Annotated in this window: 22 protein-coding genes and 2 pseudogenes; 10 read left to right on the forward strand and 14 right to left on the reverse strand. The window is 61.6% G+C overall.

Annotated features, from left to right (window positions below):
• Nucleotides 1-33: 33 nt before the first annotated feature.
• Complete coding sequence (locus NKI50_RS03360) at nt 34-489, reverse strand: hypothetical protein (protein ID WP_502900335.1); 456 nt, start codon at nt 487-489, stop codon at nt 34-36.
• A gap of 905 nt (nt 490-1,394) precedes the next feature.
• Between NKI50_RS03360 and NKI50_RS03365 the strand changes: the two genes are divergently transcribed.
• The 5 genes and pseudogenes from NKI50_RS03365 (at nt 1,395) to NKI50_RS03385 (ending at nt 5,494) form a co-directional block, all read left to right on the forward strand.
• Nucleotides 1,395-2,399, forward strand: coding sequence for a LacI family DNA-binding transcriptional regulator (locus tag NKI50_RS03365; RefSeq protein ID WP_352640237.1), 1,005 nt, complete (start codon nt 1,395-1,397; stop codon nt 2,397-2,399).
• 71 nt (nt 2,400-2,470) lie between these two features.
• Nucleotides 2,471-2,905, forward strand: a pseudogene (locus NKI50_RS03370) (extracellular solute-binding protein); the annotation flags it as partial.
• A 17-nt stretch (nt 2,906-2,922) separates the two neighbouring features.
• Nucleotides 2,923-3,438 (forward strand): carbohydrate ABC transporter permease, encoded by a 516-nt coding sequence (locus NKI50_RS03375; protein WP_352715376.1) that lies wholly within the window; start codon nt 2,923-2,925, stop codon nt 3,436-3,438.
• Nucleotides 3,431-4,273 (forward strand): carbohydrate ABC transporter permease, encoded by an 843-nt coding sequence (locus tag NKI50_RS03380; RefSeq protein ID WP_023720278.1) that lies wholly within the window; start codon nt 3,431-3,433, stop codon nt 4,271-4,273. Before NKI50_RS03375 ends, NKI50_RS03380 begins: the two co-directional genes overlap by 8 nt.
• A gap of 24 nt (nt 4,274-4,297) precedes the next feature.
• Nucleotides 4,298-5,494 (forward strand): glycoside hydrolase family 172 protein, encoded by a 1,197-nt coding sequence (locus NKI50_RS03385; protein ID WP_023720279.1) that lies wholly within the window; start codon nt 4,298-4,300, stop codon nt 5,492-5,494.
• Nucleotides 5,495-5,570: 76 nt separating this feature from the next.
• On the opposite strand, the gene NKI50_RS03390 is transcribed toward NKI50_RS03385, so the two are convergent.
• Nucleotides 5,571-5,942, reverse strand: a complete 372-nt coding sequence (locus NKI50_RS03390; protein WP_352494756.1) for a VOC family protein — start codon at nt 5,940-5,942, stop codon at nt 5,571-5,573.
• A 514-nt stretch (nt 5,943-6,456) separates the two neighbouring features.
• Between NKI50_RS03390 and NKI50_RS03395 the strand changes: the two genes are divergently transcribed.
• A complete protein-coding gene (locus NKI50_RS03395; RefSeq protein ID WP_023720283.1) occupies nt 6,457-6,897 on the forward strand; it encodes a DUF2267 domain-containing protein in 441 nt (146 codons plus the stop codon).
• A 12-nt stretch (nt 6,898-6,909) separates the two neighbouring features.
• On the opposite strand, the gene NKI50_RS03400 is transcribed toward NKI50_RS03395, so the two are convergent.
• The 9 genes from NKI50_RS03400 to NKI50_RS03440 all read right to left on the reverse strand — a co-directional run bounded on the left by NKI50_RS03400 (nt 6,910) and on the right by NKI50_RS03440 (nt 15,761).
• The gene (locus tag NKI50_RS03400) at nt 6,910-7,401 is read right to left on the reverse strand and encodes a substrate-binding domain-containing protein (protein ID WP_198030514.1); all 492 of its coding nucleotides are present in this window, start codon (nt 7,399-7,401) and stop codon (nt 6,910-6,912) included.
• Entirely contained in the window at nt 7,373-8,617 is a 1,245-nt protein-coding gene (locus NKI50_RS03405; protein ID WP_352482017.1) for a flavin-containing monooxygenase, read from the reverse strand. The genes NKI50_RS03400 and NKI50_RS03405 overlap by 29 nt, the downstream gene beginning before the upstream one ends.
• Before the next feature lie 223 nt (nt 8,618-8,840).
• A complete protein-coding gene (locus NKI50_RS03410; RefSeq protein ID WP_023720285.1) occupies nt 8,841-9,653 on the reverse strand; it encodes an SDR family NAD(P)-dependent oxidoreductase in 813 nt (270 codons plus the stop codon).
• Nucleotides 9,650-10,651 carry a sugar phosphate isomerase/epimerase family protein gene (locus NKI50_RS03415; RefSeq protein ID WP_352640242.1) on the reverse strand — a complete coding sequence of 334 codons (1,002 nt, stop codon included), beginning with the start codon at nt 10,649-10,651 and terminating at the stop codon, nt 9,650-9,652. Before NKI50_RS03415 ends, NKI50_RS03410 begins: the two co-directional genes overlap by 4 nt.
• A gap of 37 nt (nt 10,652-10,688) precedes the next feature.
• Nucleotides 10,689-11,462 carry an SDR family NAD(P)-dependent oxidoreductase gene (locus tag NKI50_RS03420; RefSeq protein ID WP_352494758.1) on the reverse strand — a complete coding sequence of 258 codons (774 nt, stop codon included), beginning with the start codon at nt 11,460-11,462 and terminating at the stop codon, nt 10,689-10,691.
• Between the two features lie 4 nt (nt 11,463-11,466).
• Complete coding sequence (locus NKI50_RS03425) at nt 11,467-12,564, reverse strand: ABC transporter ATP-binding protein (protein ID WP_352715380.1); 1,098 nt, start codon at nt 12,562-12,564, stop codon at nt 11,467-11,469.
• A 10-nt stretch (nt 12,565-12,574) separates the two neighbouring features.
• Nucleotides 12,575-13,507: a carbohydrate ABC transporter permease gene (locus tag NKI50_RS03430; protein ID WP_023720289.1), complete on the reverse strand. Its 933-nt coding sequence runs from the start codon at nt 13,505-13,507 to the stop codon at nt 12,575-12,577.
• Nucleotides 13,500-14,438 carry a carbohydrate ABC transporter permease gene (locus NKI50_RS03435; RefSeq protein ID WP_352515695.1) on the reverse strand — a complete coding sequence of 313 codons (939 nt, stop codon included), beginning with the start codon at nt 14,436-14,438 and terminating at the stop codon, nt 13,500-13,502. The genes NKI50_RS03430 and NKI50_RS03435 overlap by 8 nt, the downstream gene beginning before the upstream one ends.
• Nucleotides 14,439-14,495: 57 nt before the next feature.
• Complete coding sequence (locus NKI50_RS03440; protein WP_352640243.1) at nt 14,496-15,761, reverse strand: ABC transporter substrate-binding protein; 1,266 nt, start codon at nt 15,759-15,761, stop codon at nt 14,496-14,498.
• A 143-nt stretch (nt 15,762-15,904) separates the two neighbouring features.
• On the opposite strand from NKI50_RS03440, the pseudogene NKI50_RS03445 reads away from it, so the two are divergent.
• Nucleotides 15,905-16,078, forward strand: a pseudogene (locus NKI50_RS03445) (ArsR family transcriptional regulator); the annotation flags it as partial.
• Nucleotides 16,079-16,144: 66 nt separating this feature from the next.
• Nucleotides 16,145-17,101: an ROK family protein gene (locus NKI50_RS03450; RefSeq protein WP_352494793.1), complete on the forward strand. Its 957-nt coding sequence runs from the start codon at nt 16,145-16,147 to the stop codon at nt 17,099-17,101.
• A gap of 294 nt (nt 17,102-17,395) precedes the next feature.
• Here NKI50_RS03450 and NKI50_RS03455 read toward each other — a convergent pair whose 3' ends face one another.
• Entirely contained in the window at nt 17,396-18,316 is a 921-nt protein-coding gene (locus NKI50_RS03455; protein ID WP_352715384.1) for a LysR substrate-binding domain-containing protein, read from the reverse strand.
• 139 nt (nt 18,317-18,455) lie between these two features.
• On the opposite strand from NKI50_RS03455, the gene NKI50_RS03460 reads away from it, so the two are divergent.
• On the forward strand, nt 18,456-19,334 hold the full coding sequence (locus NKI50_RS03460) for an NAD(P)-dependent oxidoreductase (RefSeq protein ID WP_352715387.1): 879 nt from the start codon (nt 18,456-18,458) through the stop codon (nt 19,332-19,334).
• Between the two features lie 214 nt (nt 19,335-19,548).
• Here NKI50_RS03460 and NKI50_RS03465 read toward each other — a convergent pair whose 3' ends face one another.
• Together NKI50_RS03465 and NKI50_RS03470 are read right to left on the reverse strand one after the other, a co-directional pair.
• Nucleotides 19,549-19,761: a hypothetical protein gene (locus tag NKI50_RS03465; RefSeq protein WP_352715389.1), complete on the reverse strand. Its 213-nt coding sequence runs from the start codon at nt 19,759-19,761 to the stop codon at nt 19,549-19,551.
• 473 nt (nt 19,762-20,234) lie between these two features.
• The gene (locus tag NKI50_RS03470; protein WP_352715392.1) at nt 20,235-21,668 is read right to left on the reverse strand and encodes an MFS transporter; all 1,434 of its coding nucleotides are present in this window, start codon (nt 21,666-21,668) and stop codon (nt 20,235-20,237) included.
• Between the two features lie 120 nt (nt 21,669-21,788).
• Here NKI50_RS03470 and NKI50_RS03475 point away from each other — a divergent pair, with 120 nt between their 5' ends.
• On the forward strand, nt 21,789-22,142 hold the full coding sequence (locus NKI50_RS03475; protein WP_023720297.1) for a winged helix-turn-helix transcriptional regulator: 354 nt from the start codon (nt 21,789-21,791) through the stop codon (nt 22,140-22,142).
• Nucleotides 22,143-22,169: the final 27 nt, after the last annotated feature.

The raw sequence follows: 22,169 nt of genomic DNA on the forward strand, positions 1-22,169 counted from the left end.
ATTGCCGCACAGCGCAGCTATGTGAACTGGCCCTCAGTTGATCATTTCAAGCAATCTGTCCCGATCGGAACGCGTCGCCAGGCGTCGAATGATGGTGCGGCCCTTGGCATCCCGCATTTCATATTGGCCGCTGTCGATGCGTTCGCTGAGGCCGTTCGAATGCACCACGCCAATGCTCGGCCCACGCACCTCGACCCGGTCTCCTGTGGTCGCGTTGACAAAGAGTTTTGGCTTGCTGTCGGGCTTTACCGCAGGGGCGGGATCAGGGGGATTGTCGTCCTGCGACTTTGCTTTGCCCTTGCCGGCTCCAGCGTTCGAGTTTGAATTGCCGGAGTTTCCACCCGAATTGCCTGAATTCCCGTTCCCGTTTCCGCCATTGCCGTTGCCGTTCCCGCCGTCTTTGGCACAGGCGGCCTGCGGGCCGAGCGTCGGCGACGGTCCGTCGAACATGACGCGATACGGGCCTACGACGAGAATGAAGGTCAACACGATTACGGAAATACCGACACGACGTCCTCGTGAAGATCTGGTCCTTCGTCTCCGGGTCGTCATCAATGAACTTGCCAGTCGCATGTCGTAAATCCCCTTAATCATACGGACCTGTCGTGCTGCCTCCTGTTCGACTTCGTGTCATGCTTAAAACAATGGTTTGTATCCGGGACGTCAAGACCCACCAGTCCCACGATGGTAACTGGTGGGTCTCGCTGGCGCAGGAAGGGACTATTTACTGCGCAAGTCTTTTGCCTTCCGTTGGTTGCGTCTCTCGGTGATAGCGCCGACTTCCCACCGTCAGCCAACAATAAATCCAATGGCCGCGATCCCGAAACACAGGCCAAACAACGGAAAAAGCAGCCAACGTGCCTGATGAATGCTCGGGTCCATAGCGGCCTCCTGTACCAGTCGGCATCGCAACGGGGTTCTTTGGAACTCAGTTCCTGAAACTCTCGCATTTCGGGCTTTTGCGATAGCAGCCTCGGACCAAAGTTTGGCCGTGCAGGTCCTTGGTCGACAGTCTTACAGACTGAAGTCCCTATGCCAGGAGCAATGGACCCCGCCTTGCATTCGGCAACCTTTGTATCCGACTGGCAGCTGCGATCCACCGCTCCCTTCGAATGCTTTGCGTTCCTGGCACTATGGCAACAGCGACGTTGGTCCACTGCCATGTCGTTGAAACGTCACCAATACAGACCCATATGAAAGTTGCGTCGGACGTCTCCTCCCATTGCGTCCGGCGCGTTCCCCTCTGGAGGTTACAGACCTTCACGCTTGGCCGGGCTTAACAGTCCGGCCTTTTTCTTTGGTCATTTGTGCAGCAATCCGCCGGACGACTCCAATCTGCGAGGCGTCAGTAAAATCGATTTGCAAATGCATTCATGTGCTCATAACCTGTCACTATGAGCACGATTTCCAAAGTTGCCACGCGAGCGGGCGTGTCGCGCACGACAGTGTCGCATGTCATCAACCATGCGGACCGGGTATCGAAACCGCTGCGTGAGCGCGTGCAAGCGGCGATCGACGAACTCGGTTATACGCCTAACCCGCAGGCGCAGAGCCTGCGCACCGGCCGCACCAACATCATCGCGATGCTGATCCCCGACATCCGCAACCCGTTCTACCCGGAGCTGGTGAAGACGGCGCAGTCGACGCTCGAAGTGGTCGGCCTCGACATGCTGATCTTCAACACCGACGTACCGGGCGGACATTCACAGGATCACGGCCGCGAGTATTTGCGCCAGATCGGGCGCAAGCGGGTCGACGGCGTCATCGTTGCCGACTTCGCGCTGCACGGCATGCACAGCGAGCTGCTCAGCCTCGATCTGCCCGCCGTCTTCATCGGCAATCTCCCCAATCAAGCCGTCGACAGCGTCCAGCTGGACGATTTCGGCGGCGGCTATCTGATGGGCGAGTATCTGGCGAAGAGGGGCCATCGCCGCGTCGCCCATGTCACCGGGCCATCCTTTTTCAAGGAGGCGATGGCGCGTGCCGCGGGCTTCGAGAAAGGGCTTGCCGACAATGGCGTGCCAATCGCCACCGATCTTCGGTTCGAGGGAAGCTATCTTGCCCCGTCAGGACGGGAGGCGGTCGCTTGGCTCCTGGACAAGCACGGCGGAAACCTGCCGTCGGCGATGTTCTTCGCCAATTATCTGATGGCCTCCGGTGCGCTGACTGAATTCTACGACCATGCGATTAATATCCGTCAGGATATCGCCATCGCGGTCTTCGATGACCTGCCTCAGCTGGAATATGTCAGGCCGAAGCTGACCCGTGTCGGCAACAGCCCGACAATGCTCGCCAAGCGCGCCACGGAAATGCTGCTCGAGCGCCTGGGCGGCAAAGTCGAGGGCGCGCCGCGCACCGAAGTGATCCCATGCGCGTTGAGCCCATCCGACAGCGCATGACGCCAAATGCCGGCAGAGGGAACGGAGGTCCTTCGCCAACGTTCGACCGAACAACACCCAGGGAGGAAATGATGACTGACAAAACGACCCTCAACCGCCGTCGGCTGATCCAGGGCGGCGCCACTTTCGCCGCCGCCGGCCTTACAGGCTTCCCGTTCATCAATAGGATGGCCTTGCGCGCTCAGGAAGCGCCGCTGAAATTCTGGCAGTTCTATGCGCCGGGCGGAGACGTGAAGCCACAGGTCCAGTGGTTCGAAAAGCTGGTGGCCGACTGGAACGACGGCCACGACCAGAAGGTCGAGCTCGAATATGTCGTCAACAGCGAATACATCTCCGGCTCCAAGCTGGCGACGGCCTTCGCGTCGGGCGAGGGCCCCGACATCTTCCTCATCAGCCCCGGCGATTTCCTGCGTTATTACAATGGCGGCGTACTGGCCGACCTGACGCCGCATATCGAGGATGCCGCCAAAGCCGATTTCCCGGAAAGCGTCATCGCCAACCGCATGCGCTCGTCTGGCAACTCATGCTGGTCGAGAAGGTCGGCATCGTCAGCCGGCTGGCGCCGCTCGTCGGCCTCAGCGGAATTTCGCTGCTCGGCGATCCAAATCTGGCGCTGTTCACGCTGGTGCTGGTCAGCGTCTGGTTCCTGATGGGCTTTTACATGCTGATCTTCCTCGGCGGGCTCCAGGACATCCCGGCAGAGTATTACGAGGCCGCAAAGATCGACGGCGCCGGGCCGGTGACAAGCTTCTGGTACATTACCTTGCCCTTGCTCAAACCGACCAGCTTCTTCGTCCTCCTGGTCTCGCTGGTCGCGGCTGTCGCCGGCGGCCAGGTCTTCGACCTGATCTATGTGATGACCAAGGGCGGGCCCGTCAATTCGACCTCGGTGCTGATCATCTACATCTACAAGCAGGCGTTCCAGTTCGGCGCCTTCGGCTATGCATCGGCAATGGCATCGCTGCTGGTGCTGGCGCTGATGCTGGTCACGGTGTTCTTCTTCCTGCTGACGCGCGGCGGACGTTTCGAGCATGACTGACAGCCGAACTCCTTCCACGCGTTCGCAGATACGAGCGGCGAGGCTTGCCTGGATGCTGGCGACCGCGGCGCTTGGCCTGATGACGGTGTTCCCGCTTGTCTGGATGCTGGTCATCTCGCTCAAGCCGGCGAGCGACGTCTTCACGCCGAGCCTCATTCCGGAACAGCCGACGCTCGGCAATTTCCTCTATGTGCTGACCGAGGTGCCGTTCCTGCGCTACCTTTTCAACTCGTTCTTCGTGTCGGCGACGGTGACCGTCGCTGCGCTGTTCTTCCATTCGATGGCCGGCTATTCGCTCGCACGGCTGCGTTTTCCGGGCCGCGACATCCTGTTCCTCGCCATGTTCTCGACGTTCCTGGTGTCGCTACCGGTGATCATCGTGCCGCTGTTCATTTTGACGCGGACGCTGCACATGCTGGACAGCTATGCCGGGCTGATCATTCCGGCGATCTTCAACGCATTCGGCATCTTCCTGCTCAGGCAATACTACCTGTCGCTGCCGAGGGAGCTGGAAGAAGCGGCGATCATGGATGGCGCCAGCTATTGGCGCATCTATTGGAGCATCATCCTGCCGCTCAGCCGGCCGATCCTGTCGGCGTTGGCGATCCTGTTCTTTCTCGCCAACTGGAACGCTTTCCTGTGGCCGTTGACGATCACATCGGACCTCAACCTCTGGGTGGTGCAGGTTGCCATCGCAAACTTCAAGAGCCAGTACGCCGCCGCCTGGAATTATGTCATGGCCGCCTCGACCATCGTCGCCGTGCCGATGCTGGTCCTCTTCGTGATCTTCCAGCGCCAGATCATGGAATCCATCAAGACAAGCGGCCTGAAATAACCGCTGAAGCAAGAGGAGAAACACATGGATAATGCCGGCCTGTCGCCGCTTCGCGGGCTCGCCAAATTGCGCGATGCCAAAACCCGCCGGTTCTCAAGCTACGACCGCACCGGCGGCAATGACGACCGGCTGCATATTGAACCTGGCCAGACGCTGGTGATTGCCGAGCATTATGGTGCCGGCATCATTACGCATATCTGGGCGACGCTCGCCTGCAAGAGCGAGGACTTCCTGCGCAAGATCGTATTGCGCGCCTATTGGGATGGTGAAGAACATCCGAGCATCGAAACACCGATCGGCGATTTCTTCGGCATGGGCCATGCCCGCACCCGCAATTTTGCCAGCCTGCCGGTGCAGGCAAGTCCAGAGGATGGCAAGGCCTTCAACTGCTATTTTCCGATGCCGTTTGCCAGCCATATGCGCTTCACCGTCACCAATGAAGCTGAGGACGACCTGCTTTTCTATTACTATGTCGATCTCGAACTGCATGAGGAACTCGAGGAAGGCCTGGGCCGCTTCCACGCCCAATACAGGCAGCAGCGACCCGATGGCATCGACGAGACGGGGCTGGCCAACGAGCAGGTCCTGTTTGGCGGGGAAAATACCGACGGGAACGGCAACTACACCATCCTGGAGGCGGAGGGTCACGGCCACTATGTCGGCCTGCTCTATTCGGTCTATTCGCGGCGCCGTTCCCCTCTATGGGACTGGTATGGCGAGGGCGACGACATGATCTTCGTCGATGGCGAGCCGGGCATTTCCGTGCCGGATGCGGTGCGCAAGCCCGATCCGCGTATCGGCCCGAAGGCCGAACTGGTCGGCGATCGTGGCGAGACCAGCCCCGGCGCCAACGACGCATGGCCGCCGACGCTGCACGGCACCGGCACGGAAGATTATTTCAATACGGCATGGTGCCCGACACAGGACTACAGTGCGTCCTATCACGGCATCATCGCCGCCGGCGGGCCGAACTGGACCGAGCCGGTTACGCTCTATCGCTGGCACATAGAAGACCCGGTCATCTTTCACAAACGCATCCGGGTGACCATCGAGCACGGTCACGCCAATCGCCGCTCTGACGACATCTCATCGGTCGCTTTCTGGTATCAGGCGGAACCGCACAAGCCGTTCGAAGAGCTTGCCGATGTCGAGAACCGCATCCCCACCTTTCGCGCGCCTTATCACAATTGGAACGCCGCCTTCGACGAGAAGAGGCGTTAGGCCGGGATGCGTTCGAGTTGAAGCGTGCATCCCGCGCTATCTGCGTCGGGGCGCGACCCTGCCGTAGCGCGCCGCCTCAGCTGCGAGGTGGAAGTTGCTGGACAGACCAGGTGTTGCCGTCGGGATCCTCAAAGAAGACAAATCTGCCCCAGGGAAAATCCTTGATATCGCTGACCACGATACCTTGAGCTGCCAGGTGCCGGTGTGCCTCATCAATATCGGGCACGACCAGTTGCAGGCCTCTTATGGATCCCGGGGGGCTGTCGACGAGGCCCTTGCCCATGGCAATCGAACAGGCCGAACCGGGCGGCGTCAATTGCACGAAACGTATCTCGTCGCTTACGGTGTGGTCGTGATCGAGATGAAAGCCGACCTTGCCGACATAAAAGGCGATTGCTCTATCGACATCCGATACGGGGACCGGGACCAGTTCCAGCTTCCAATCCATGACAGGCCTTTCGCAGCTTGATCGGCAAGTGGTGCCGAACACCGTGGACGACATCCCGCCATCTTCCCAATGCCATTGTCGGCGCGGGCCGCTCATTCAGTCAAGAGATGTCCGGCAAGAGATATCCGGTTCGGGCAACGTGAGGACTGGTCTCATTGCCGGCCTAGACGGCGAGGCGTTCGGAACCGATGAGCGCAAGCCCAGTTAGGGGGACAAAGACGCATTTCGGATCAGCAGAGACGGCTTTCATGATCGGAACGCAGATGGCCGGATACGACCATGGGAAGGTTGCGCGCGCCGTTGACGTTCGAAGAGCTGCGCGCCTCGAGACGGCGCTCACCGAAGCTGGCGAAGCTCGTCGGCAGCGAAGCCGAAGCGCCAAGAGCAGACCTGACGCAAAGAGGCTCTCCGACCTAAACCGGCTTCCATCGCTTTGCCAGGCTATTTTCACAGGACCACGAAACAATTGTCTCCGGTCGCCGTTTCGCCCGCAGAACCTTTCGAGGAGGCGACGATGAGCACAACCGGCTTGGACGTTTTTGACAAAACGCTGCAACTAACAAACATCTGGCTCGACGAGATCATGGCGGATCTTGGTCCAGATCGCCACGTCGCCTGGCACACATTGGGCGCCGTTCTGCGAACCCTGCGGGACAGGCTACAGATCGGACTGGCGGCCAAATTGGGAGCCGAACTGCCGCTGCTCGTGCGCGGCGCCTACTATGATCGCTATCGGCCCGCCGACATGCCCGACAAGACACGCTCGCTCGAGGAGTTCCTGCAACACATCGCCGATGAATTGAAATCGACCCGTCCTGTCGATCCCGAGGATGCAGTACGCTCGGTATTTCGCGTGCTTGCACGGCATATCGACCTTGGCCAGTCGGCAAAGGTGCGAGATGCGCTGCCAAAGGAAATCCAGGCGCTCTGGCCTGAAAGCGTAGGCGTCAAATAGCGGCGATCCTGCTCATGCGGACGTGCGACGGACCAACTGCCACGAAACGCTGAAAAGGGTAGGTATTGCGCCCGGTGTTGCCGAAATCAATGAGATCAGATGATCGGCAAAATGGTCGTAGTGGGCCGTTTCAGGACCGATCGTCGTCAATGCCGTATGACTGAATTCGCCCTCGTCGATATTGCCACACCCGATGACCGCTATGTCGCCCGGCACGGAGAGCCCGGCCTCCTCGAATGCGTGCAGGGCGGTCACGGCGGCAAGATCGGATTCGACGAAAAGCGCGGTCGGCCGGTCCATGCGGGCGGCCAGCGCCGTGACATTGGCAAACGCAGCCTTGCGCGCCTCTGCACCGCCGATCACAAGGTCATCTCGCAGCGGAAGGCCGCGTGCTTGCAGGAAGCTGTGATAGGCGGCGTGACGGCTTCCGTTCACCGCTTGGGGGTTTAGAAACCTGCCGACGGTGTCCAGGTCGTCACGAACGCCGCACGATGTGTTCCGCAAGGCGATGGGCCTCCTCGGCAATCGCCAATATTATGCCTGATTTGCGCGTGGAGGCGAAATCCAACCCGGCGAAGTAGATGCCTGGCAGGGCGGCCACGCCATCCTCGTGAACAGGCTGTCCTTCCGGGTCGAGCAGACCGGAAAGCCTCACCCAACTGAAATCGCCCTTGAATCCGGTGCACCACACCACGGTCGTGATGCCGGACTCGGCAGCATCAAGAGAACGGACAGCCGGATTCGGCAGCTGCGCTGCGACAGTCTCCGCTGGGTCGGGTTCCGAAACGGGGGCATCGATTCCGGAGCGGCTGATGTATTCGTCGATATAGCGTTTGACGTTGGCGGAGGCCTCATCCGCAAAACGAACATGCTCTTCGAGATCGTCGGCGAATGACAGACGGCCGTCATCTTCGACGCCTGCGAACCGCCCCAGCAGCACGACACCTTGGGCGCCGAGCCCTTGCAGGCTTATCGTGTGTTCTACCCCAAGCAGACCACGAGGTGGAATGCGCCCCGCAAGTCGAATGATCTCGTCTCGACGCACGTCGAGAAATCCGCTTTCGACGAGCCAGAGCATGATGTCGCGACCTCGGTAGTGCCGCGAGAGCCGCCCGACCCGGCTGGTGGCAAGGAAGACTGTTCGGCCTGCTTCCGCCAGTTCTTCCGCGATCTGGGCACCGGACTGGCCGCTTCCGACCACCAGCACCGCTCCAGCCGGGAGATCAGCGGCGCTGCGATAATCAGAAGCATCGATCTGGCGCAGGCCCGGCGGCAACGCAGCGGCCCAAACTGGGCGCACCGGACAATTCAAGTTGCCGCTGGCGATCACCACGTTGCGTGCCAAAAGTGTTCCGCGCGAGGTGATCAGCCGATAGCCGCCATTCTCGTGCCCGCCGGCGAGCTCGGTCACCACAGTGTCCGGTTCGACCGGCAATTCGTTTCGCCTGGCGAAATCCTCAAGCAGGGCGACGAACTGGTTGCGCGTCAGGGCACCGAACGGATCCGAACCGTCATAGCAGTCGCCGGGCATGACGGTCTGCACGTTGGGCGTATTCATCCGGAAGGAATCCCACCGCTGGGTGCGCCAGGTCTCTCCGATGCGGCCGCGCTCCAATACGGCATGGCGCAAGCCTTGCCGAGCCAGCGAATAGCTGACGCCCAGACCGGCCCAGCCGGCCCCGACTACTACTGCATCAAGGACGTTGGCATTATCCGTCATTTGCCGCGGATCCGGAGGCTAGCGCCGTTGCAGCGCTGTGAGGCGGCACTGGCGCCATCAGCGTAACGCCTCTGCCAACGGACAACCGCCAAACAGCGGCCGATGCTGCCCGAACCCATCCCCTCGATCTGCATGGTTTCGCCCCCGACGCGAGGGCACGATAACAGTTTTATCGGGTCACGGCACGATCAAATACTCATCCGAAACCGGCAATGGTTGCGGCTTAACCTGGAAAGATTGTGAAACCGCCATCGACACGGATTACCTGCCCGTTGATGAAGCGCGCGCGCGGACCGGCGAGGAAGGCCACCGCTTCGGCGATCTCTTCAGGCTCCGCATACCGGTTCAGCGATTTCTTGCTCGAATCCATGCGCTGCGGATCGACCACGCGACTCGCCTGGAACCGTGCCGTCTTGGTGGCGCCAGGGCTTACCGCATTGACGCGTACGCCATCGTCGATCAATTCCTTGGCGAGGCAGCGCGTATAATGGACGACGGCCGCCTTAAGCGTTGAGTAGACCACCTCGGGTGAGCAGCCGATATGCGCTGCCGCCGAGGCGATGTTGATCACCGAGCCCGAGCCCCGCTTGACCATCGGCGGAACGAACGCCTGGCAAACCAACATCGTGCCGATGAGATTGTTCTCGGTTAGAACCTTGATGTCGTCGTAGTCGATGTCGAGTGCGTTGTTGGGACTGGGCTTTACGCCCTTGGCGCCGATGTCGCCGCCGGCGCAGTTGACCAGAATGTGCACGTCGCCGAGGTCCGCCTCGATCTTCCTCTTCATTTCGGCGACAGCTTGCTTGTCGCCTATATTGCCGGTGACCGCGGTCACCCGTGTCCCATGCTTCTCCAAGCCCCGGGCAGAGTCGCCGAGGTCCGCGAATTCACCATATTGAGATGGCCGGGCCCAATCGAGGTCGTGGACCGCGACGTTTGCGCCAAGTTCGGCCAAGCGGTCGGCCATCACGCGGCCGAGGCCGCGTCCCGAGCCGGTGACGAAGGCGGTCAGGCCGCTGAGGTCTCGGGTGGTCATGCTGATCTCTCCATTGCAATGAAACCGAACTTCTTCATATTGGCGGCGCTGCGGCGGATCATGTCGAGCTCATACGAAACGAGCGCGCCGTCATCGTCGCGCTCCCATGGCGTGCGGTAGTCGGCGTCGTCCGCAAGACGGTTCGCGCGCGCAGCACTCAGGCAGGCCGCGAACTCGCGTGCGGTCTTCGGCGCATATCCGTTCCACCAGTCGTCCGTGAGACAGCGAACGTGACGGGCCTCCAGCGCGCCCGGTTCGAGCACCGCCGTCAGCGTGTCGTGGTGCTCGCCAAGGATGGCTGCCAGTTCGCCAAAAGGCACGGCGCCGTCGCCGATCGCGCAGCGGACCAGACGGTAGCCCTCATCCGTGAACTGCACGCGATAGTCCTTGAGGTGAACGTGGCGGACATAGGGTGCGATCCGCTGCGTGAAGGCAAGCGGCGCCTCGCCGACAGGAAAAGTGTTGCCGGTGTCGTAGGTGATGCCGACGCCCGGTCCGCCGAGCTCGCAGAACGCGACCAGTTCGTCGCTGCCGAAGTCCTGATGGTTCTCGATGCCGAGTACCCGGCCCTCGGCCGCCGCACGCGGTCCCCAATCTGTCAACGCAGCGCGGATCGTCGTATTGAACTCACTCCATTTCCGGCCCCAGGCGTTGCGGTCGCCGCACAGGACAGGCGTCAGTGCGATACGGATCGTCGTCGCCTCGAGCAGGCGCGCAGCCCGAAATGCGTTGTCCAGCGGACCTGCCACCAGCAGCCCGCCGCTCACCACGGGGACAATATCGAGCGCACTCATACGCTTGCGCAGCGCGACGATTTCGGCATCCGGCAAGTCGGTCAACCAGGGTTCGTAGATCTCGAGCGTGCGTGCGCCCAGTTCCTGCGCCAGCGCGATGAAGCCTTCCAGTCCCACGCCGTCCGGATTGTGCCGCGGCGTGCCACGGCCCTGCAGTCCGAGATAGTAGGTCAGTCCGTAGGGGTTGAGGCCGAGACGAAGCATCAGCTTGGCGGTTCCAATGGAGGGCGGAGAGGGGTCACTAGCGCAGGCCGGCATCGACGGTGATGGACTGCTTCGTGATCATGCGGCTGTCATCCGCTGCCAGGAAGAGCACGGTCCGTGCAATCTCCTCGCCCAGGAGGACGCGACGGATCAATTGCCGCTGCACCGTCTGGTCGACTGCCTCCTGCGTCTTGAACCACAGCTCGCGCTGCCGCTCGGTCATGACGGCGCCGGGTTCGACTGCATTGACGCGGATGTTGTCGGGTCCGAACGACCGCGCCAACGCACGCGTCAGCGCCACCACAGCCCCTTTGGCGGTGGCGTAGGCCACCATCTGGTCCGCTCCGAAACGCCAGGCAATTGAGGAGAAGTTTATGATCGAGCCGAAGCCGAGTTCCTGCATATGCGGATGCACAGCTTGAGCGGCGAAGAAGTGATGCCGGAGATTGATGTCGAAGCTGCGGTCCCAATATTCGGCCGTCACTGCGTCGATGGGATGGCGCTGATCATTGGCAGCGTTATTCACCAGGACGGCGACCGGACCAAGCCGCGCGCGCACGCCTTCTACCGACGCCTTTAACGCATCGACGTCGGTCACGTCGCAATGGAGATATAAGGGAGCCCGCCCGGCGGTACCGCCGAGCTCGCGCAGCAACGCCTCCGCTGGTTCGTCCTGCACATCGAGAAAGGCTACCCGGGCGCCATTCGAGGCGAAGGCGCAGACCATATCGGCGCCGATGCCGGAGGCGCCGCCGGAGATCAGCACGACCCGATCGGCCAAGCTCGGATAGGTTGCGAATTGTACGGACATCAAATTACAGAAGCGCCTTGGTTGTTGGATCGAACAGGCAGGCGCGCGACATATCGATGCCCAGCGTTATCGTCTCGCCCATGACGGGAGCGTCGTCCGGCTCGAAGCGGCCGGTGATCTCCAGGTCATCCAGCCTGAGCACGGCAAGCGTCTCGGCCCCGGTCGGCTCGACCAGCTCGACCGGCGCCTGCATGGACGCCACAGCAGGTTTGCGCGACTTCAGGTCGGTCGTGAAACGGTAGATGTGTTCCGGCCGGATACCGAGCACGACGTCCTTTGGCGCACCGGCGGGCATCGGCGCAGCAAGGGCAAGGCTGGCGTCGCTGCCGTCAGCGGCGCGTACCGAGATGCTGGTCGAGCCGGTAAGCCGCGCCGGGATGAAATTCATCGCCGGCGATCCCATGAAACCGGCAACGAACATGTTTGTCGGCCGGTCGTAGATCCGCTTCGGCGTGTCGAACTGCTGTACCGAGCCCTGGTTCATCACCGCAATGCGGGATGCAAGCGTCATCGCCTCGACCTGATCGTGGGTGACATACACCGTGGTCTTGCCGACGCGATGGTGGAGCTTCTTGATTTCGGTACGCATGTCGACGCGCAGCTTGGCGTCGAGATTGGACAGGGGCTCGTCGAACAAAAACAGCTTCGGGTCGCGGACGAGGGCACGCCCCATCGCAACGCGCTGCCGCTGGCCGCCCGAGAGCTGGCCAGGCTTGCGTTTAAGCAGCTGTTCGATCTGCAGGAGTGCGGCAACGCGCTGGACAGCTTCCGCTTGCACCGCTTTGGGCACGCCGCGGCTTTCCATGCCGAAGGTGATGTTCTGGCGCACCGTCATCGTGGGATAGAGGGCGTATGACTGGAACACCATCGCAATGTCGCGGTCCTTGGGTTGCACCGAGTTCACCAGCCGGTCGCCGATCCAAATCTCTCCCGACGTGACGGTTTCCAGGCCGGCAATCATGGCGAGCAAGGTTGACTTGCCGCAACCCGACGGACCGACAAGCGCGACGAATTCTCCGGTCTTAGCCTCGAGATTGATGCCGGAAAGTATCTCGAGCGAGCCGTAGCTCTTGTGAAGGTTGCGGATCATCAACGCGGACATGGGCGACGCCTCATTTGATGGCGCCCTGCGTGAGGCCGCGCACGAAGTATTTGCCACCGAACAGATAGATCAGCAGCGGTGGCAACGCGCCGATCAGCACGGCTGCGCTCATCACATCGTAAGCACGTGCGGTCGTGCCGCCGGCCGTGAGCGCGACCAACGCCGCCGTAATCGGCTGCTGCTGGCCCGACGTGAAGACGACGCCGAACAGATACTCGTTCCAGATGCCGGTGAACTGCCAGATGACGGTGACAATCAGAATGGGCGGCGACAGGGGCAGGATGATCTTGCGGAAGATTCGCCAGAAGCCGGCGCCGTCAATGCGCGCCGCCTTGATAAGGTCGTCCGGTATGCTGACGTAGAAATTGCGGCAGAACAGGGTGGTGAACGAGATGCCCTGGACGACGTGGATCAACACCAGCCCATATGTGGAATTGGTCAGGCCGAGCTTGCCGAGCAGGAACGCCCACGGCATCAGCGAAATCTGGCCGGGCATGAATACGCCGAGCAGCATCAGATTGAAGATCAGTTCGGAACCCCTGAAGCGCCATTTGGAGAGGATGTAGCCGTTCATGGCGCCGAGAATGGTCGAGATGATTGTGGCGGGGATCGTCATCGCCAGCGAGTTGAAGAAATTGCGCTTCATGCCCTCGCAGGTACCGCTGACACAGTAGGATCCCCAGGCCTGCGCCCACGCATCGAACCGGAAGCTGCGAGGTACGGAGATGAGGCCGTTGCGGGCAATCTCCGACTGCTCGCGCAATGAGTTGAAGATCACCACCAGCAACGGCACGAGATAGACCATCGCGAAAAGCGCCAGCACGGCATAAACAAGGAAGCGGCTCCAGAAATGCCGGCGCGTGGCTGCGGCAGCTTCCGGATCAAAGCCGGTCGGATTGGGGCGGGCCGGGTCAAAGCTGGCATTGGGGGCAATTTCAGCCATTGCGGCCCTCCGCCCGCCGGCGCCAGACGATCCACAACGAGTACGGCACCAGCACCACCGCGACTGCCGCGAGCATCATCATCGCCGCGGCGGCACCCTCGCCGATTTGCCCGCGCTGGAACATCAGGTCGTAGACATAGATGGCGGGGAAGGTGGTGGACACGCCTGGCCCACCCCGCGTCAACGCCGCCACCAGGTCGAAGGTCTTGATGGCGAATTGTATCTGAATGACCGCCACCGCCAGGAATATCGGAGCGATGGTGGGCAGGATGACCCTGCGATAGGTCCGGAAAACCGACGCGCCGTCGATTTGCGCGGCTTTGACGAGATCCGGATCGACCGACCGCAGACCGGCCAGGAAAAGTGCCATCGCGAAGCCGGACGACTGCCAGATACCGGTTATGATCACCGCATAGATCGCCGTGTTGCGGTTGGCCGTCAGGGCGAAGCTGAAGTCGGTCCAGCCAAGCCCGCGAACGAAGGCCTGGATACCGTCGACAGGGTTATAGAGCCAGCTCCACACCGTACCGGTGACGATGAAGGACACCGCCAACGGATAGAGGAAGATAGTGCGCCAAACCGCCTCGCCGCGGACGCGTTGGTCGATGGCGATCGCGAGCAGCAGGCCAACCGCCATCGAGCCAACGATATAGAAGCCGCTGAACAGGAAGAGATTCGTATAGGCGATGTTCCAGCGCCGGTTTGCCCAGAGTGAAGCGTAATTGTCCAGGCCGACGAACCCATAGGTCGGCAACAGTGACGAATTGGACAGCGAGATGTAGAGCGTCCAGAGCGTGAAGACGAAAACATAGACGAAGCTCGCCGCTATCGACGGCGCCAGCACCAGAATGGGCACCATCGTGCCGAGGCGCTCGCGCCATGGCCGGGTCGTAGCGGCTGCTCCTGGCACAATCAGGTCATGGGTGGACATCGGGCTGCTCCGGCGAAGTCAGGCCGGGCGCTTCGCCCCCGGCCATCATCGGCAGCTTCACTTCTGCGCTTCGGCCGCATCCGCCATCGCATTGGCCGCGTCCTGCGCACTCATATCCGGCGTTGCTACAAACTCGGTGATTGTATCCATGATTGCGCCGCGGACTTTTTGCGGCACCGTCATGTTGTGCGCCATCGAACGCACGAGCGTGCCGGCGGCGATCGAGGCTTGCAGATCCTTTTGCGAGAGTTGCTGGCAGGGATTGAAGCCGTTCGAAAGATCGACGTCGAGGCGGGCCGGGATGGAGCCTTTGGTCTGATTGAAAATGGTCTGGAACTCGGGCGACAGGATAGTGCTGGCAAGCAGCTTCTGTCCTTCGATGTAGTCCGGATCCTTCTGCTTGAAGAACACGACCGAGTCCGAATTCAGGATGAAGCCCGGCTTGCCCCAATCGGTCGGCGCCTGGGCGCAGACATAGTCGGTGCCCTCCTTGAAGCCGCCGGCCGTTAGCAGGCCGAGCGTCCAGTCGCCCATGATGTGGAAGGCGGCCTCGCCACGGCCGACCAGGTGCGACATGGTATCCCAGTCGCGCCCGTTCATGCCGGGGTCCATGTACTTCGAGGTCATGGTGCGGAACTGCTCGAAGGCCTTGACCATGCCGTCGCTGCGCATGGCATCGACGTCGCCCTCGACGAAAGCTTTCTTGTAGAGATCGAGATCCTGACCGTACACGACCACTTCGAAAACCGTCGAGTCGGTCCAGTCGGCGGTCGAGTGCGAAATGCAGATCTTGCCGCTGGCCACGATCTTGTCGCAGGCGGCGTTGAACTCCGCCCATGTCTTCGGCATCTCGGTGACGCCCGCATCCTTCATGACCTTCGGCGATGCCCACAGCCAGTTGATGCGGTGGATGTTCATCGGCGCCGCCACCCAATTCCCCGTCGGCTTCATCACCGGCAGCAATTCGGGAGCGACGACCTTCTCCCAATTTTCCGCCTTCGCCAGGTCGTCGAGATTGGCTGTCATGCCCGTCTCGTTCCATTCGGCGATCTCGGGGCCTTTGAGCTGCACAGCGGGAGGTGCGTTGCCGGCGATCACATCGGCACGCAGTTTGGCCAATGTGTTGGCCGTATGGCCTGCGATGGAGGTCTGCTGCCAGGTGCCACCCTTGGCGGTAAACATCTCGCCGAGCTTGGCGATAGCCTGGGCGTCCGAACCGGTTGCCCATTGATGCAAGAGGTTAGTCTTGGGCTCCGCGAGCGCTGTTCCGGTAACCAAGGTGAAGGCGGTAGCGGCTGCAAAGGCCGTCCTCAGATATTTCATCGTTTCACTCCCATATGTGATGCACGGTTCGTATCGACCGCTTGTGGCCCGCGATTTGAGGTCGTGGCCGGTGAGATGCAGTAATCTCCGTTCTTTCCAAGATGACATATTTGGGCTATCAGTCAACGTGCTTTGTGCTCATCATGAACAAACCTTCGCTTAGAAATTGGCTGATCGACAGGCCGTCCGCGTCGCCGGAGAGCCTGATCGTCCGATGCCTGCGCGAGCGCGGCGTGCTTTCTGCGTCGCAAATTACCCGCATTACCGGTTTGGCGCGGTCGACGGTTTCAACCGCGCTCAATGGCTTGAGAAAGTCGGGGATGGTGATCGAATCCTCGGTCCATCATGACGCGGCCAGGGGTATCGGCAGGCCTGCCACGACATTGACGCTCAATCCCGCTGCGGGCACCTGCGTCGGCATCCATCTGGGCCTCGACGAGATGCGCTGCGTCGTCGCCGACGTCTCGCATTCTTTCGTTGCCGAACAAACTATCCCCATGGGTCTGGACTACCAGCCGCAACAGGCGGCCCAGCTCGCCAAGTCAGTAATTGCCCGATGCTACGAAGAGAACGGTCTGCCGATGGCGGGGCTCCTGGGGGTTGGGGTCTCCGTCTCGGGCCCAGTCAGCCGCGAAGGAGTGGTGCTGCGCGCGAGTATCGTTCCGACCTGGGCCGGGGTCAACATCCGCGATGTGTTCGGGCCGGTCCTCGAACAGCCGATCTTCGCCGACAATGAGAGCAACTGCTCGGCCATTGCGGAGCTGATGTGGGGGGCTGCCGTAGGCCAGGACGATTTCGTGCTGTTCAAGGTCGATCTGGGGGTCGGCGGGGCCATTGTCCAGCATGGCCGGCTGGTGAGCGGCATCGCCGGCGGCGCCGGCGAATTCGGGCATATCAGCATCGATCCCGGCGGTGACCTTTGCCGGTGCGGCAATCGCGGATGCCTGGAGCTCTATGCCAGCTTTGCCCGGCCGCTCGAGCAGATTTCGCGCATCGTGCGGCGGCCGGTCACGATGGACGACGTGATCATGATGGCCGAGCAGGGCGACGTAAGGGCGCTGCGGATGATCGAGGACACCGCCGAGTTCGCCGGCCGTGGGCTCGGCTTGATCGGTTCGGTGCTCAATCCGCCGCTCATTATCATCGGCGGCCGCATGGCCTTGGCGGGTGACATTCTCCTGGCGCCACTGATCGCGTCATATGAACGCCACACGCTCATCAAGTCCCGCGATGTGGCGCCCGCGCTGCGCACGCGGATAATCGTTGGCAAGCACACGGAGAACGATGCATTGCTCGGCGCGGTCGGCCTCGTGCTGCGCCACAATAGCCGACTGCGATGATATGGCTACGTTCCAGGTAAACCTTGCCGTCCGAAGGCAGAGGTCATGAGTTCGAATCCCTTCGGGTGCACCAAACACCGCCATTTGCCGCCGCCTACGGCGCACGCGCCGGCCAGAGCACGCCAGCCTAGCAGCGGCGGCGACTGATTGAGTTCGAATCCGTTGAGGCGATGACGGCTCAGCCCTCATTTTGCGACATTTGGGGTCTGGTCGCACGTAAGCGGACATCACACTTCGGCGCCCACGACACCCCAGCGATCGGCCCAGGATTCCAACGTGCCCGCCCAACGACTATCAGCCTGCATTGATTAGGTCTGCACCTTGTGGCCGTTGCGAGAGTTCAGCGATCAGATGGTCGGCAACGACCCTAACGGAGGGAAGCTGCCCGCGACGATGCGGCATCAGCAGAGTCGTCGCCACGCCACGCGCTGTCCAGTCCGGTAAGATGCGGACAAGCGCGCCGGACTCGATCAGCGGCGCACAGAAGCTCCCTGCCAGGCAAGCCACGCCGAGCCCGGCCCTTGCGGCTTCCCGCAAGGAGACGGTTTCGTTGGCGATATAGCGCGGAGATGGCGTGACCTCCGCAACGACGCCTTGCCCATCGTGAAGCGTCCAGACCCTCTCCGACGACGATGCCATAACCCCATCGAGCCCGTTCGCTTCCTCGGGTCGAGAAGGCATGCCGTTCTTCCGAATATAGTCGAGCGAGGCGACGAGCCAGGCGGGGTCGTAATCGATGCGACGTTGCACGAGTTCGGTATCCGGCAACGGGGCGAAGTGGTTGCGGATGGCGATGTCGAAACCTTCCTGCACGATGTCCACGAACCTGTCGGAGACGTCGAGCATGATGCGGACCTTCGGATAGCTCGCCGCGAGACGCGGAAGGATCGGCGCTAGACGGAACTGGGCGATCGGCAGCGATGCCGTGATCCGCACCGTTCCGCTCGGTTCCGCAAGGCGACCCTTGATCACATGCTCGGCCGCCTCCGCTTCGATCAGCATGGCGGCGGCATGACGATGAAAATCTCGGCCGATCTCGGTCACGGTGAAGCTGCGCGAGGTCCGCTGGACCAGACGCACGCCGATCGCCTTTTCCAGCTCGGAGAGCCGCTTGCTGAGAGTGGACTTGGGGATGCCCAGGGCACGCCCCGCCGCAGCGAAGCCGCCATGATCAACTACTTGAACGAAAACGAGGAGGTCGTTGAGATTCAGCATCCGGAGCTCTCATCGTTCCTAAATGTGGACGATAGGTCTACAGATAACCCACTACTGCTTCTGCGTCCAATATTGCATCTCTTTGTAGCCGCCGCCGTGGGGCGGGGCTGCAATTCGGAACGTAGAAGGACGCACGTACATGGCCAATATCTCGATCCTCGGCCTCGGGGCTATGGGGCAGGCGCTGACCGCCCGATTTCTTTCGCAGGGCCACACGGTCACGGTCTGGAACCGCACGCCCGGCAAGGCCGCATCACTGCTTGCCAAAGGCGCGCGCGAGGTGAAGTCCGCCGCCGACCCGACCGCCGCAAGCGACGTCACCGTGATGTGCGTGCTGGACTATGCCGCGTCGGATTCGGTGATCGATGATGCGGCATCGGCGCTCTCCGGGCGTTCGCTGGTCAATCTGACCAACGGCACGCCGGCACAGGCGCGCGCCACGGCCGAGCGGATTGCCAAGCTGGGCGCCGCCTATCTCGACGGCGGCATCATGGCGACGCCTCCGATGATCGGCGGCGAACATGCGCTTATCCTCTACAGCGGCTCCAAAGCGGCCTTCGATGCGCACGCCCGAACGCTCGAGGCGCTTGGCGCCGCGAACTATCTCGGCGGGGATGCCGGGCTGGCATCGCTGCACGACTTGGCCCTTCTTAGCGGCATGTATGGCCTTTTCGCCGGCTTCTTCCACGCTACCGCGCTCGTAGATTCCGAAGGCATTGGCGCGGGCGCTTTCCTCAAGCTCCTTGGCCCATGGATGACCGCGATGATGGGCGAGCTGCCGGGATATGCGGAGAAGATCGACAGCGGCAGGCATGGCGTGAATGTGGTGTCGAACCTCGGGATGCAGGCCGCCTCACTGGACAACATCCTCACAGCTACCCGGGAGCAGGGCGTCGCCACCGATCTGCTCGACCCCATGCTGGACCTGTTCCGCAAACGGGTGGGAGGCGGATTCGGAGATGAGGATATTTCAGGTGTTTTCGAGCTGATCCGGCGAAAGAGCGGGAAAGGCGGGTGAAGCCGTCGTGGATGGCGCCATATCCCTCGCCGCTGCCGACATTCTCGGCCTCCCGGGGAGGCGGTGCACCAGCGTCCAAAATGAACCCAGCTTCGGGGTTCGCTGCCCGCCGGCAAGCGGTTCGTCATCCTCTCCTCGCGCGGCGATGCGGGATACACTCCCGGCGGTCGGCTGGAATTCGAGTTTTGCACGGGATGATGGCTGGAACACTCGGTCAGGCTCCGCTTGATCCGGACGACTTCCCTGCGTCCTCAATGACGTCGTAGTGGCATACACGCGGATCGAAGGAGAGCAGCTCGGCGACAGCGCCCGGTTCGACGACCGCCTTTTCGACATCTGACCCGGCAAATCTGCCGATGGCCTCCATCGATTGCCACCGGGTCTGCACCTGAAATTCGATTTCGGCATCAACTTTGCGCACGCTCAACTGCGCTCCGAGAAATCCGGCCGTCTGGAGCAATGCCGGAAGGACACTGGTTCTGAAGTGGTTGGGATAACCGTGCGGATTGGACGCCGCGGCGCGAGCGCGCCATTGACGAATAACCATCTTGCTCTCCTCGATGCGTTGCCGCCAAGCAGCGGCATGTGGACCTCAAATATCTAATGCACAACTCTGGCCGCGCTGAGCCAGGCTGGGCAACCACGTCGGCGACGTCAGCCAGCGTATCGTCGTCGACGCGGGGCAACTACAACTCGATTCGCTGTCGGCCCAAGGCGTCGCGGAACTCGATCGGGCCGGGGCGCGCGCTGCTGAGCAGTTCTGGTTTCGTAGACGCGTCTAAGCATCGGCATAGCCTACATATTGACTTGTATGATGCAACCCATATGGCCCGTCGCAGGCTGTGCCGCCTCGCGTTTGCGCATCTGGTAGGGGAGCCGCGACGGCGGCTCCCCAATTCCTCATACCCCGACGTGCACCGGCGCAGGGGCCGGCGTTCTGTCCCGCGAAAGAAGGAGCAGCGCAAGCGTTGCACCGGTGGCGGCGATGATCACACAGGCCCAAAAGCCCGCCGCATACCCTGCGGTCAGTGCTGCGGGGGTATCCGACGTCCCCGTCATCGAGACAGCGACGGTGGCGGTGATAGCTACCCCCAGAGCAGCGCCAATCTGGAACATCGCGCTGTTTATCCCGGACGCGAGGCCTGCGTCGGCTTCCTTGACCTTCGAGAGAGCTGCAACGGAACCGGCAACGGCAGCCATTCCGATACCAGGCCCGAAGGCGATCAAGCCCGGAAGCAGATGCGCGAGGTAGGTGCCTTCGGGAACAATGAAGGTGAAGAGTGCGCACCCAGCGCCCATCAAGAGCATGGCGATCACGGCAATCGCACGCGCCCCGGCCCGACCGATCCATTTACCCGTCAGTGTTGAGGAGACGATCGACAGGATTGCATAGATCATCGTGCCAAGGCCAACGACAAGCGGCGAGTAACCCAGGACCTTCTGGGCATAAAGCGACACCAAAAGTGCCATGCCGAATACGAGCGCCCCGGCGAAGAGCATGGTCAGGTTCCCGCCGACAAATGAGCGAGACCGAAAGATGGCAAGGGGAACAAGCGGGTTATTCACCCGCCTTTCGATCAGCACGAATGCGCCGAACAGTCCGAGCGTTGCACCCAACAGGCCCAGGGTTTGCGGATGGGCCCAGCCAACGCTGGGAACCTCGGTGATCGCCAGTACGAATGCCACGAGCGCCGCGGTAATCGTCACGGCGCCGAGATCGAAGCCACCGCGGCTGCCGATAGCACGGCTCTCGCGCAGCGTGAACGGGCTGAGCCCCAGGATCATGGCGCAGATGGGGACATTAATGAAGAACACCCAGCGCCAACCGAGCCAATCGGCAAGCGGTCCACCCACCAGCAGCGCGGCGGTGGCCCCGCCGGCTCCCATCGCGGACCATAGCCCCAGGGCTCGATTCCGTTCATTTCCCTCGAAGGTGGTCATGAGGATCGATAGGGCGCTGGGGGTCAATACGGCAGCAGCAATTCCTTGAACAACCCGGGCACCGATGAGAAATCCTGGATTGCCGGAAAGCCCGCACGCCAGCGAGGCGACAAGGAAAGCAGCTGTGCTCGCCATGAACAGGCGCCGCCGACCCAACAGATCCGATACTCGACCCCCGAGAAGCAGAAGCCCGCCCAGAGCCAGCATGTAGGCGCTCATCACCCACTGCACCGCGGATGGGGTGAAACCGAGTTGTGCCTCGATCGAGGGTAAGGCGAGGAGGACGATCTGTCCGTCAAGGCAAACCATAAAGAAGGCTACGCAAAGTACCGCCAATGCAATCCAGCGTCGTGGATCGGGTGCGGCGGAAAAATTCTTGGATGGGATATCCATGGGAAAGTCCTTTTGCTTGCCTGCGGCGCGATAACGCCACGAGGGAGGCGCAAGGTGATTGACTTACCGCCGGTTTGGCAAGTACCTACTATTTTGTAGGTACCCTATCGGAGCGATGTGATGGCAACGAACTTACCTGAAGCCTGCGGCCTGGGGCCGGCATTCCTTGTGATCAGCGGCAAGTGGAAAGGCACGATCCTCTGGCTTTGCCGGAAGCAGCCGCGGCGGTTTGGCGAGTTGCGTCGCCTTATTCCCGACATGAGCGAGAAGATGCTCATCCAGCATTTGCGAGAGATGGTGGCGGACGGACTCCTTGACCGACACGATTTTGGGGAGGTTCCGCCTCGCGTCGCATACTCGTTGACTGACCTAGGTCTGGAGCTGGACGACGCTCTTGCTCCGCTTGCGCACTGGGGTCTCAAGCATTCGGATCGACTGACACGGGATCGACCAATGTCGCTGGTCAAGGCGTAGCGCCTTAGGTGCGGCGGTGTGCTGTGC

It is taken from the genome of Mesorhizobium sp. M0563 (assembly GCF_040321065.1).
GTDB lineage: Bacteria > Pseudomonadota > Alphaproteobacteria > Rhizobiales > Rhizobiaceae > Mesorhizobium.